A 12,845-nucleotide genomic window follows, 5' to 3' on the forward strand; every position below is an offset into this window, starting at 1 on the left:
CGGATATGATTAACTTGTACGTTATAACTGAAATAATTGAGATGCCGTATGGGATACGGACATTTATCCTTCGACCCGGTAGACACTCTTAATGCGGCGAATGACGCTGAGTGATTCAAAATGTTTTAACACTTTATCCATGCTTGCCTTACTTGCATTATGTGTAACGATAATGATCTCGGCATCCGGGTTGTGCTCATTCGGCTGTTGAACAACCGACGCCAGACTGACATCATACTCTGCGAAAATTTGTGTGATTTGTGCCAATACACCGGCTTTATCGTCTACGTGTAGTAAAATAAAGTTTTTCGACACGATCTGCTCGTCGCTTTGCAGTCGCTTCGTCTTATAAGGCACAATGGCTTTGAGACCGTTCACGCCAAGTTTAAGGTTTTTGGTAACCGCCACAATGTCAGCTACAACCGAAGTTGCCGTTGGAAGTTCTCCCGCACCCGCACCGTAGAACATCGTCTCCCCTACAGCTTCACCGTGTACATATACTGCGTTGAACACACCGTTGACTGAAGCAATCGGGTGATTCTGTCTAACCATAGTCGGCTGAACGCTGATCGTGATCTCATCGCCAATACGGTCCGCAATACCAAGTAACTTCATCTCATATCCCAATCTTTTGGCATACATGATGTCTTCACGAGTTACGGAGGATATTCCTTTAACGGTTACATCCTTCAACTCCACATTGGTGCGGAAACCGAGTGTACTCAAGATCGCCATTTTGCGAGCTGCGTCAAGTCCCTCCACATCGGAAGTTGGATCCGATTCGGCATATCCCAGAGCCTGTGCTTCAGCCAGTACTTCTTCATAGGATGCACCTTCCTGACTCATTTTGGTCAGAATAAAGTTCGTTGTTCCGTTCACAATCCCCATAATGCGGGTAATCCGATCAGAAGAGAAACCTTCAATCAGCGTACGAATGATCGGAATCCCTCCAGCAACACTCGCCTCATAGAACACGTCACATTGTTTTTCCTGCGCCTTCGCCAAAATCTCTGTACCATGCAGTGCCATGAGATCTTTGTTTGCTGTTACGATATGTTTCCCACGTTCCAACGCTTCAAGAATATACTCCTTCGTCTGATCAATGCCGCCCATGACTTCAACGATGACATCAATATCCGGATGACGAATGACTTCCCAAGGATCTTCCGTAAGCTTGGCACGGTCTACAGCAATAACACGTTCTTTCTCTGTATTTTTCACTGCGATCTTCTCGATGACAATCGGCGATCCAACCTGACTGCTCAGATCCTCCTGATTCCCTTCAACAATGCGAACGACTCCCGTTCCGACAGTTCCCAGACCCAACAATCCGACTTTTACTGGTTTCACTAACGATCTACCCCCTAATGTCTATTCTTGTCCGTCAGTCCTGTATGTTAAAGCCTAATTACCCTTGGCCTACAATACGCGTGCGTCTTACGCCAGGCATATCTTGCATTCGATCCAGCATTTCACCAATTTCGCCATGAAGATGTGTCGTTTCCACCGAAATGACAACATTGGCTCTTCCTTGAAGCGGGATACTCTGATTAATCGTGAGTACATTAGCTCCATAACCAGCTACATGTCCAAGTACACGTGACAAGATACCCGACTGATGCTCCAGATCAATGGAGATCGTTACAATTCTCTCGCGCTCAAGCTGGTTGATCAGATGAATTCCATCTTTGTACTTGTAAAAGGCACTCCGGCTTAATCCGACCTGTTCAACCGCCTCATGCACTGTTTTAACATCACCAGAAGCCAGTAGTTCTTTTACCTGCATGGTCTTCACCACAGCCTCTGGTAAAATATCTTCCCGTACTAAGTAATAGCGTTCGTTCACAGAACGTCCTCTCCTCAAAGACTCATGTATTCATATAGTGGACATTATATAGGATCTATGGCAAAAGGGCAATACATGACACGCCTATTTTTTGAAATACGTTCCTCACAGTATACAAGTTTATCACTCTCTCATGTCAGGAAAAAACAAAAAAACGCAGAGTTGCGGGTCAACTTCCCACTTCTCTGCGTTCCTATATCGATCTGTCTCTCCACGGAAGACGGCTACTTAATAGTAACTGCTGCCTTCCACGAATTCGAATTCAAAGTCTCCAATACGCACGATGGTGCCTTCTACAGCCCCGCGCTTACGCAACTCAGCGTCCACACCCATATAACGAAGTGTACGTGCGAGTTTCAGTATAGCTTCATGCGAGTTCAATTGCATCCGTTTCATCATGCGGTCAATCTTGGCACTTTCGACAACGAACATTTCGTTCTCACGCACAATTTTGAAACCATCATCTTCTTTTTTGTCCAGACTGTATACTTTACGTTCAGATACATCTGCTACCTCTTCAACCACTCGCTCGTCTGGAACCTGATCCAGCAGATCAGCTGCACGATAGAGAAGTTCTTGAATCCCTTTCCGGGTCAAGGATGAAATTGGCATCACTTCAATATCAGGTTGAACCTCACGAACTTGCTGTAAAAATTGCTCCAAGTTCGCTTCAGAGTCTGGCATATCCATCTTGTTAGCTGCTACAATTTGCGTTCTCTCGGCGAGAAGAGGATTGTACAACTTCAATTCGTCATTGATTTTCTGCCAGTCTTCAAAAGGATCGCGTCCTTCCGAACCCGACATATCTACAACGTGAACAATAATGCGAGTACGCTCGACATGACGCAGGAACTCATGTCCCAGTCCGACTCCTTCATGCGCACCTTCAATCAGTCCAGGCAAATCGGCCATGACGAAGCTTCGGCCTTCTCCTACACCGACTACACCCAGATTCGGTGTAATGGTTGTGAAATGGTATGCCCCGATCTTTGGCTTGGCTGACGAAACGACAGAAAGCAATGTGGATTTCCCGACACTCGGGAAACCAACCAGACCAACATCTGCCATAACTTTCAGTTCGAGTACGATGTAACGCTCTTGTCCTTCTTCACCGTTCTCAGCAAGTTCAGGTGCAGGATTGTTCGGTGTAGCAAATCGGATGTTACCCCGTCCGCCCCGACCACCACGAGCAATAACAACCTGTTGACCGTGACGTGTCATATCCGCCAGTACTTCTCCACTGTCTTCATCCAAGATGATAGTTCCTGGTGGAATGCGCACAATCATGTTCTCCGCATTTGCACCATGCTGACTTTTATTACGTCCCTTCTCACCACGTGGGGCCTTGAAGTGACGCTGGTAACGGAAATCCATCAACGTACGCAAACCTTCATCCACGCGGAAAATGATGTCAGCTCCTCTGCCTCCATCGCCCCCTGCAGGTCCGCCGTTTGGTACATACTTCTCACGACGGAACGAAATAATTCCGTCCCCTCCGTCTCCGGCTTTTACATAAATCTTCGCTTTATCTACAAACATTGGTTAACCCCTTCTTCCTATATTCCACACGGCATTCTGAATTGTATAAACGTATCCTCAGACGGAAACTGCTCCGTTCTGACTTTTTTTCCTTTGAGTACGGCAGTAAGCTGCCGCAGTGTTTCCGGATCGGGTGTTTGATCCCCATCCAGTCGGACAACCACATCTCCATGATCCTGTCCGAAGTTTAAGGTCAGTTTGCGAACCTCTCCCCAAGAAGACCGGCCGCCGCCATATTGATAGGCCCTGATTGCATCAGCAATCGCCCCGGTAAGTGACTCGCCATCCTCGGGAGAGACCAGAGCACTAAGCTGCAACTCATCTTCTATTTCCACATGCAAGTCCAGCGCAATTCCACTGGCGCGAAAAGACTGAAGATAAAATACGAGGGAAGGAATACCTAACCTGGAGATTCGGCTTTCTTCTGTAACCCGCTCTTTTATTCTTTCCACACATTGCAAGGATTTATCAAGTTTGCCCAGCCGAAGATATCCATATAACACCTGAAGGTCGTTCATCCAGTCGTGTCGATGATGATTTAATGAAGCAATTGCTGTTTTTTCCATGGATTGTATGATGGCTCTGCGTTCCGCCTCCGCCTGTTTCTTCATCGCATTCACAGAAATGAGCAATACTGCGACGGACCACAATGCGCACACGACGCTTGAGATCATCGCCGGATACAACATAACGAAAACCAAAGGAATCAGAAGTGAACATGCCGCAATCCACGGCACTCTTTTCCAAGATTTCATGGCTTCTCCCCGTTCTACAAAACTCGGTTGGTCTACACCCACCGTAACCAAGTATAACATGTCTTTTCTGCCAGTTCATTATCGAATAACCGTTGAATACAAAAAACCTTCGGCAAAAATGCCGAAGGCTCCTTAGGCGGAATGCCGATATTACGCTTCTACTGCTGCTGCTACAGGAGCAACATTAACAGGGTAGATGCTTACTTTTTTGCGATCGCGTCCCCAACGTTCGAATTTTACAACGCCGTCGATTTTCGCGAACAAAGTGTCATCTTTACCGATGCCAACGTTAGTTCCTGGGTGAATTTTCGTTCCGCGTTGGCGAACGAGAATGCTACCACCAGTTACAGTTTGACCATCAGCACGTTTAACACCCAGACGTTGAGCATTACTGTCACGTCCGTTCTTCGTGGAACCTACACCTTTTTTCGATGCGAATAACTGAAGATTTAATTTCAACATGATTGGTTGTCCTCCTTCTTTGCTTATTTGAATTGCTGTATTTTAATATACTTCCCGTATGACTCTGCAATATTAGAGAGCATAACCACCATGGATTCGAGTAACAATTGTACCTGGGACCAAGTTTCCCCTCTCTCTAACAAAGGTAAAGAACCGCTTAAAAAGCCATTCTTCATCTTGGCATCCATTTCGACACCGGTCAATGTTTCAATCGAGTTCACCGTACCCACTGTAACAGCGGATACCCCGGCACATACGATGTCTTCTCCCCGCTTGGCAAAATTAGCATGCCCTTCAATGGAAAAACGTTCGATGTTCCCGTCCTCATCACGAAAGATTTGAACGATAATCACTTATCGCACCTTCTTTACGCTTTGATTGTTTCGATAGTTACTTTAGTGTACGGTTGACGGTGACCTTGCTTCACATGGTAGTTCTTTTTAGGTTTGTATTTGTATACGATAACCTTTTGTCCTTTGCCATGTTTCTCCACTTTAGCCGTTACAGTAGCTCCGGAAATCAATGGTGTACCTGCTGTCAAACCTTGATCGTTAGATACAGCCAGGACACGGTCGAACGTTACGCTTTCGCCATCGTTCGCAGTCAATTTCTCGATGAACAGAACATCGCCCTCTTGGACTTTGTACTGTTTGCCGCCTGTTTCAATAATTGCGTACATTTGCCTTGCACCTCCTCATGTCTCAGACTCGCCCGTTCTCAGGTGACAGTGTCCTTGCGGAACTGTTCTTATACCCGGCCAGTGCGGTTACAGCATGTGCAAGACCATTAGGCTAAACACATACTTGAAGATTATATCACGCAATATATCAAAAATCAATGCAAAGGTGAAATATATCTTTTTCCCGTTCCATGGCAGGAAGAACACGGCTCCACATAGGGTAACGTACTTTCTTCCCGCACTTTCTTACGGGTAAGTTCCAGCAAACCCAGCTTGGTCCAACCCATTACAAACGCTTTGGTCCGATCCTTCTTGAGCTCACCCTCCAAGGTTGCCGCGACTTCATGCCGATTCGAGGCTTCCTCCATATCAATGAAGTCGACAATAATCATGCCACCGATATCTCGCAGGCGCATCAGGCGAGCAATCTCCACTGCTGCCTGTATGTTGGTCTCTGTCACGGTCTCTTCCAGACTGTCACCGCCAGCTCCCGTGTATTTCCCCGTGTTCACATCCACTACAGTCAGAGCTTCGGTATGATCAATGACAATGTATCCGCCTCCGGGCAACCACACTTTCCGGGCAAAATCCTTATTCAACTGTTCCTGCACACCATAGGCAGCAAAGATGGATTCTGTTCCCCGATACACCTGTACTTTGGGTTGATGACCAGGACTAATCTCTTCAAGCAATGCTTTTACCTCACGGGCTTGTCCTTCACTATCAGTGATGACTTCGTCACTCCCTGGCGTATACACATCTCTGATGATTCGCTGTACCATGCTATGATCCCGATGCAAGAGGCTTGGTGAAGGCAAACTGTCCGCTTTTTCACGAATCAGATACCACTGCGCGCGTAATGTTTCCAAGTCCGACTTAATGGCTTCATGCTGCTCTTCTCCAGATACGGTCCGAATAATAAGTCCTTCTTCATCCCGCCTCAGTTGCTCCCCAAGTGCCTTAAGACGGGAACGATCCCCTTCACGGGCAATTTTCTTGGATACCGCTACATAGTCAGCAACAGGCATGTAGACAAGCCAACGGCCCGGGAGTGAATAATGAGTCGTCACCCGGGCTCCCTTGCCTCCTACCGGTTCTTTCAGAACCTGAACAATGACTTCCTGACCCGGACGAAGCAACTCCGAGATGGAAGGCTTCACCTTGGGCTGTTTCTCCAGATGGGGATGCAACACATCGTCCACATAAAGAAACGCATTCTTTTTCTGACCAATATCCACAAAAGCAGCCTGCATACCTGGTAACACATTCACGACCCGTCCCTTGAAAAAGGAACCCAGCAGTCCACGCTCGCGTGTACGCTCTGCCGTAAATTCCACAGCTTTGCCTTCTTCCAGAAGCGCCATTTGCATGAGGTTATGTTCATTATGTACTATCATTTGTTTCATGGCTTCACCTCTAGAAGACAATTCAATTCATCCACATCCATTTCAATATCTTTTCAATTCTCATTGTACATGTATTAACCCATTTCAGAACAGGTCCACCAGAACTCTACAATTTATCACCATTTTGTTGAAAATAGGAACCGATAATCCGTTGCTCAGGCAAGACGGCCATAATTCGACCCTGTCTGTTCATCACGTATACCATATGGTATCTTTCTCTCTTTAATAGACGCAAAATAGTGTCCAAAGGTTTCGCCGGAAATGAGATTATTGGCTGCGCCAAACTGCCGGTAGCCGCATGACGAGCGAACACACCCTCGCGATTCATGAGAAAACGGATGAAGCGATAGGGCACATTTCGGTAATCCGTTACGTTGGAATAGAACAAAAAAAGTCCGATTAACAGAATGTTGAGCGGTAAGCCGTAGTCCCCAGTAAACCATCGGCTGATAGCATATAAAATAACCCCTACGCTACACAGAATGCTAATTCTGTAAGTCCACATTAATGTTGTATAGTAGGGTGCCCACAGACTGACAAGTGCCTGAACAATTTTACCTCCGTCCAGAGGAAGTACAGGCAGCAGATTAAATAGGGCAATGAGCAGGTTCCCCTGAATGATATAGTTGAGAAAAACCGGATCGCCCAGATTGCCATACTGCAACAGCAAAACCACACCAACCATCAGCATGTTTTGTAATGGACCTGCCAGAGCAATGATGATTTCCCTGTAGGCCGTGATCGTACCTCCATCTTCGATAACCGCTACTCCTCCAAAAGGAAGCATCTGGATCGACAAGACACGATAGCCCAGAAGGGCAGCAGCCGCAGCATGTCCACATTCATGAATAAATACGATGGCAAACAACGTAATAAGCTCAATAAAATGTCCAGTCAGAAGGGAGGCCATCATGATAATTACAAAAAACGGATGAAACGTAATGCGTACTCCCCATACCCTAATCAAGGGCAACGACTTCCGCCGGGTCTACGTACTCTTCACCCTCTTTGACTGCAAAATAGAGCGTGGCCGGTTGTTCACCACCCGTAGCCTTAAGACTCCCCACTGGATTCCCCGCTTCCACCCAGTCATTCACGTTCACTTCACTTTCGTTCAGCCGACCGTATATTGCCGTGACATTGCCTGTATGTTGGATGACAACGGTGAATCCACTTGCTGCATCTCCGATAACCTCCATGACACGTCCAGCATCCGAACTTGCGACCTGTATAAGTTCTGCACCTGCGGCATCCGGAACGATCTCAATTCCCTTCATGCTCAGCGCGAATGGCTGGACCACTGTTCCTGAGATTGGTTTACCCAGTAACTGCCGAATGCCTGAACCATTGACAGCATCCGTTGTATGTCCAAGAACAGGCAGAAACGAAGGTGTTCCTCCAAAATGTTTTTCATACCAGACTGCAGCAGAGGCAAAATCCATATCCCGATGGAGTGCATCCGCAATTACTGTTTTGGGTGATGTCGTCCACGATGTATCCAACTGAAATAGCCCCCATACTCCGCCAAATATCAAAGCGCTAATAACCGTCCGTTTGAGAAGTGACTTAAACAGGTTGAATCTCGAATGCCCCCCTGGAACGAAATGACCATTCTCTTTTTTCCATAACCATTCCGGATCTCTTTCCTGTATCCCCTCACTAGGCGCAAATGGTTTCGGGTGTATGATCTCATTCTTGTCCAACAGTGTACCTACTTTTTGCTCCTGTAAGACCTCCACAGTGGCACCATCCATCAGTCGCCGAATGCGTTCTTCTCGTCTCTGCTTAATTCTGAGTTTCGTGTTCATGGAATATCCTCCCGCCGAGGCTTGTTTACTACATCCTATGAAGAGGTGGTTGATAATATGAACAAGCCTGCCAGCAGGTAACAAAAAAAGCCGGGCTATAAGCCACGGCTGTCATGTAATCAGATAATGAATAAGTCCAATTAAATGAATTAACCCATTCCGAAGAACTTTTTGAAACGAGTGAAAGCTCCCTTTTTCTGCTCCAGCTGCATCAATGGAACCGTATCTCCCAAAATGCGTCTTGCAATGTTACGATAGGCAATCGCCGCAAGTGAATCCGGATTCATGACCGTAGGTTCTCCTGAATTGGCAGCTTTGATGACCAGTTCATCATCAGGCACGATGCCAATCAGGTCAATATTAAGTACTTGTAAAATACCATCGATATCTAACATGTCACCCGATTTAACCATATTATTGCGAATTCGATTCACCACCAGCTTTGGTGATTGAATGTGTGAACTCTCCAGCAGGCCGATGACACGATCCGCATCACGCACTGCAGCATTTTCCGGTGTAGTAACCACGATGGCCTGATCTGCTCCTGCTACCGCATTTTTGAAACCCTGCTCTATGCCGGCTGGGCAATCAATAATGACGTACTCAAAATCTTTTTTCAATTCAAGGATAATATCCTTGACCTGTTCTGGCGACACTGAGTTTTTGTCTCTCGTCTGCGCAGCAGGCAACATGTATAATTCTTCGAAACGCTTGTCTTTGACCAAAGCCTGATTCAGACGGCAGCGGCCGTCCGCAACGTCGCACAGATCGTAAATAATACGGTTTTCGAGTCCCATCACGACATCCAAATTACGAAGGCCGATATCGGTATCTACCAGACAAACCTTTTTGCCGAGCAGCGCCAGCGCTGTCCCGATGTTTGCCGAGGTGGTTGTTTTACCCACGCCGCCTTTACCCGAAGTGATCACGATCGCCTCTCCCATGAGCTACACTCCTTTAAACACATTAAAATCTCGGCGTAACCGAACGATATTGCTCATTTTGTCTATCTGCATCTGATTGTCCTGTAAGTAAGCAAATTCCATTCCGGTCTCTCGGCTCTCCCATTCATCGGGAGGACGACTGATGATATCCGCAATCCGTAGCTGCGTCGGTGCAAATACCGAAGCGGCAATGATCGCTTCCTCGTCCCCGCCAATTCCGGCATGAGCCATACCTCTGAGTGAACCCAACACATATATATCTCCGGTACACGTCACTGTGCCCCCCGGATTGATATCCCCAAGAAACAGGAGATTTCCTTCATGATGAAGCACCTGACCTGAACGCACCATACCACACATGGTTACAATCGGCGGCGGTCCTTTAACCTCCGGTTGGAGTGCAGGTGAGTCGATGGATCGAATAAGCAGATTCCCTTTTTGCTTCAATATATCGAGGATTGCTTCTTTCTGGTCCTCTGTCACTTCGCGGGCACCCAACTTGATATCCACATGAACAATCGGTCCGGTCAAAATATTTTGATGGCTGTGTTCCAGCTTATAGCGGAGCTCATAGAGCAATTCCTCGAATTCACATTGATCGTCCAACAGGAAAACCAGGCCGTCTCGGATGCCTTTAATCGTTACGTGATTCGATTTTACCGTCATAAGCCTGTCCCTCCCATCTCATTACATTTCGTGCCCGGGGCCCCAAGTTCCTGCTTTGCGCTCCATAAATGTATTTAGGAAGCTTCTTCTGTCTTGCTCCTTCTCTTGCCGATCCGCTCCAGTTGTTTCCGAAGGGGGACATATATGATCAAGGCAAACACAAAATGAATGAACAAATTAGGAATCATGTATTCAATCAACGCCCAGTCAAAGGTCACGTGGTTAAGTTGGAAGAGCTTGTACAGGAAGAATAGCATAGTGTCATTAAGCAGACTTCCCAAAATGACAACCGATACCATAACCGGCAGTGGTGCACGTGGTGCTTGGAAAATGAGTCCCATCATATATGCCGATAATCCCATTGAGAATCCATAAGGTCCAATCATCTCGCCGTAGAATACAACGTCATGCAACAGTCCAAAAAATATACCGAGTACTAGTGCCGTATGACGATGATGATATACAGCGATAAACAAAATGACGATATAGACCAGATTGGCAGAAATGCGCATGTGCCAGCCAGAAGGGATGAGCAGCGGTAAAATTGTGCCTTCCGCAATGAACAAAACGAATAGTAACAGGAACAGAACTTGCTTGCGCGTTACCATTATTCTTTTACCTCAGGCGGGATAATGACAATCAGCTCTTTCCAGTCAAGGAAGCTGGCGTATGGTTCGATAATCGCAGTCCTTGTTAAGCCGTACTCCCCAACTTCGACCTTCTCCACTTTACCAATCCGCATGTACTTCGGAAAATTGTTAATAATTCCGGAGGAGATAATCTCATCATCCTCTTTGATATTAGAATCCTCCGAGATTTTGGTCATCTTGAGCATGCCCGTCTTCGGATCGTAGCTCTCAATCATACCAAACACTTTCTCTTTACCTACCGCCGTTGCTGCAATGGCATTGGATGTCGGATCATTGGCGTCCATGGACGTTAACAGATTAACCGTTGATGTATATGAGCTGACATGACTGATGACGCCGACCAGCCCTTCCTGGGAGGTAACGGCCATCCCCGGCTTGATTCCCGCATTTTCACCGATATCAATGTTAATGGTTCTGCTATTCGGATCCGAATTGGCACTGATAACCTGAGCAATTCGTGAACCGTAATTATAGCGATTCTTCTGTTCTTCTGTGAAATTGAGCGCTTTCTGAAGCTGCTCATTCACTTGCTCCATATCATTGTACTTCAGCCGATCCCGGGTATAGTGACCCATCGCGATACGGAGCTCTTCATTCTCTTCATATACCGTACGCATGTTCGCTACATCTTTGAAAAAGCCCGCTACATAGGAAGCGGGCTTGTAAAATACGTATTGTACAAATCCAACTGAATCCTTCAGGAATTTCTCCGGCCAGGATAGAGTGGTTCGCGGACTGAGCGTAAAGCCCATTAACGCGATAAATGTAACAAGGCCCACCAGCAAAACAAAAAGTCTTTTGTTGCCTAGCAGTTTAAACAGTTCGAACACCCTCTAACATCCATATTCTCTTCCGAGCCATGCCCGGCGGGGAGACTGTCAGACCTGTAGTCCCTGCGAGAATATCAGCCGATCCTCCCCTGTTAAGCGGGTAATAGCTCATCCCCGGGGTTAACCGGGTCCTCTATAAAGATATCTTGCCACTTGGTCGCTATGCCAAGTTAGGCAAATACCAATTAACGTTTGGAACGAACGGCCGAACTGCTTCTGCTTTTGAACAAATGAATATTCTCTAGCGCTTTACCTGTTCCGATTGCTACACAATCCAGCGGGTTCTCAGCCACAATGACAGGCATTCCTGTCTCACCAGCCAAAAGCTTGTCCAGGTTACGAAGCAACGCCCCACCACCTGTAAGAACGATACCCCGATCCATAATATCGGCTGCAAGTTCAGGCGGGCATTTTTCCAGTGTTACTTTTACCGCTTCAACAATTGCATTCACGGTATCAGCCAACGCTTCACTGATCTCGTCCGAAGTAATCGTAATTGTCTTCGGCAGACCTGTAACGAGGTCACGTCCACGAATTTCCATCGTTTCTACTTGTTCCAATGGCATAGCTGATCCGATGTCCATCTTCAATTGCTCCGATGTACGCTCACCGATCATCAGATTGTATTGACGTTTGATGTACTGGATAACGGATTCATCCATCTCGTCACCTGCTACACGAACCGAACGGCTCGTTACAATACCACCAAGAGAGATAACAGCCACTTCCGTTGTACCGCCACCAATATCGACAACCATGCTACCCGTTGGTTCCCATACAGGCAGATCTGCACCGATTGCAGCTGCAAAAGGCTCTTCAATTGTATAGGCTTCACGTGCTCCAGCCTGTTTGGTTGCATCTTCAACCGCACGTTGTTCTACTGCTGTGATCCCGGATGGTACACATACCATTACGTTTGGATGACGTTGGAACATGGAGCGCTGTTTCTGCGCCTCACGGATGAAATATTTGATCATTGTTGCCGTTGTATCGAAATCGGCAATAACGCCATCTTTCATTGGACGAATGGCACGAATGTTACCTGGTGTACGTCCAATCATTTTTTTGGCGGCTTCACCTACTGCCTCGATGCTATTTGTATCTGTCCGTATAGCGACAACCGAAGGTTCTCGCACCACAATTCCTTTTCCTCGTACATAAACCAACGTATTTGCTGTCCCCAAGTCAATACCCAAATCTTTCGTAAAACCACCAAACATAACATAATCTCCTTTTCTGCCTCATATAGCCGCTCCATTC

15 protein-coding genes and 1 other annotated feature are annotated in these 12,845 nt (G+C 46.7%); all 15 genes read right to left on the bottom strand.

Annotated elements, in window-relative coordinates:
- Nucleotides 1-63 precede the first annotated feature (63 nt).
- The 15 genes from V6669_RS23935 to V6669_RS24005 all read right to left on the bottom strand — a co-directional run bounded on the left by V6669_RS23935 (nt 64) and on the right by V6669_RS24005 (nt 12,805).
- Entirely contained in the window at nt 64-1,350 is a 1,287-nt protein-coding gene (locus V6669_RS23935) for a homoserine dehydrogenase (protein ID WP_133387123.1), read from the bottom strand.
- A gap of 58 nt (nt 1,351-1,408) precedes the next feature.
- A complete protein-coding gene (locus tag V6669_RS23940) occupies nt 1,409-1,846 on the bottom strand; it encodes an ACT domain-containing protein (protein ID WP_017692625.1) in 438 nt (145 codons plus the stop codon).
- Between the two features lie 228 nt (nt 1,847-2,074).
- On the bottom strand, nt 2,075-3,385 hold the full coding sequence (gene obgE / locus V6669_RS23945) for a GTPase ObgE (RefSeq protein ID WP_076216952.1): 1,311 nt from the start codon (nt 3,383-3,385) through the stop codon (nt 2,075-2,077).
- A gap of 17 nt (nt 3,386-3,402) precedes the next feature.
- Nucleotides 3,403-4,200: a Spo0B domain-containing protein gene (locus V6669_RS23950; RefSeq protein WP_235193928.1), complete on the bottom strand. Its 798-nt coding sequence runs from the start codon at nt 4,198-4,200 to the stop codon at nt 3,403-3,405.
- Nucleotides 4,201-4,290: 90 nt separating this feature from the next.
- Nucleotides 4,291-4,602, bottom strand: coding sequence for a 50S ribosomal protein L27 (gene rpmA / locus V6669_RS23955; RefSeq protein WP_017692622.1), 312 nt, complete (start codon nt 4,600-4,602; stop codon nt 4,291-4,293).
- Nucleotides 4,603-4,625: 23 nt separating this feature from the next.
- A complete protein-coding gene (locus tag V6669_RS23960) occupies nt 4,626-4,955 on the bottom strand; it encodes a ribosomal-processing cysteine protease Prp (protein WP_036605912.1) in 330 nt (109 codons plus the stop codon).
- A gap of 14 nt (nt 4,956-4,969) precedes the next feature.
- Nucleotides 4,970-5,281, bottom strand: a complete 312-nt coding sequence (rplU, locus tag V6669_RS23965; RefSeq protein WP_017692620.1) for a 50S ribosomal protein L21 — start codon at nt 5,279-5,281, stop codon at nt 4,970-4,972.
- Between the two features lie 14 nt (nt 5,282-5,295).
- Nucleotides 5,296-5,380: a sequence feature (ribosomal protein L21 leader region), on the bottom strand.
- A 56-nt stretch (nt 5,381-5,436) separates the two neighbouring features.
- Nucleotides 5,437-6,687, bottom strand: coding sequence for an Rne/Rng family ribonuclease (locus V6669_RS23970; RefSeq protein ID WP_091037546.1), 1,251 nt, complete (start codon nt 6,685-6,687; stop codon nt 5,437-5,439).
- A 106-nt stretch (nt 6,688-6,793) separates the two neighbouring features.
- On the bottom strand, nt 6,794-7,654 hold the full coding sequence (locus V6669_RS23975; RefSeq protein ID WP_338588359.1) for a M50 family metallopeptidase: 861 nt from the start codon (nt 7,652-7,654) through the stop codon (nt 6,794-6,796).
- Nucleotides 7,647-8,495, bottom strand: a complete 849-nt coding sequence (locus tag V6669_RS23980) for a M23 family metallopeptidase (RefSeq protein WP_338588360.1) — start codon at nt 8,493-8,495, stop codon at nt 7,647-7,649. Before V6669_RS23980 ends, V6669_RS23975 begins: the two co-directional genes overlap by 8 nt.
- A gap of 149 nt (nt 8,496-8,644) precedes the next feature.
- Nucleotides 8,645-9,439 carry a septum site-determining protein MinD gene (minD, locus tag V6669_RS23985; RefSeq protein ID WP_053783092.1) on the bottom strand — a complete coding sequence of 265 codons (795 nt, stop codon included), beginning with the start codon at nt 9,437-9,439 and terminating at the stop codon, nt 8,645-8,647.
- Nucleotides 9,440-9,442: 3 nt separating this feature from the next.
- Nucleotides 9,443-10,105 (bottom strand): septum site-determining protein MinC, encoded by a 663-nt coding sequence (gene minC / locus V6669_RS23990; RefSeq protein WP_017692615.1) that lies wholly within the window; start codon nt 10,103-10,105, stop codon nt 9,443-9,445.
- A 74-nt stretch (nt 10,106-10,179) separates the two neighbouring features.
- Nucleotides 10,180-10,713 carry a rod shape-determining protein MreD gene (gene mreD, locus V6669_RS23995; protein ID WP_091037552.1) on the bottom strand — a complete coding sequence of 178 codons (534 nt, stop codon included), beginning with the start codon at nt 10,711-10,713 and terminating at the stop codon, nt 10,180-10,182.
- Nucleotides 10,713-11,585: a rod shape-determining protein MreC gene (gene mreC / locus V6669_RS24000; RefSeq protein WP_210109919.1), complete on the bottom strand. Its 873-nt coding sequence runs from the start codon at nt 11,583-11,585 to the stop codon at nt 10,713-10,715. The genes mreD and mreC overlap by 1 nt, the downstream gene beginning before the upstream one ends.
- Before the next feature lie 185 nt (nt 11,586-11,770).
- Nucleotides 11,771-12,805, bottom strand: coding sequence for a rod shape-determining protein (locus V6669_RS24005; protein ID WP_017692612.1), 1,035 nt, complete (start codon nt 12,803-12,805; stop codon nt 11,771-11,773).
- Between the last annotated feature and the right edge of the window lie 40 nt (nt 12,806-12,845).

It is taken from the genome of Paenibacillus sp. Y5S-9 (assembly GCF_036894235.1).
GTDB lineage: Bacteria > Bacillota > Bacilli > Paenibacillales > Paenibacillaceae > Paenibacillus.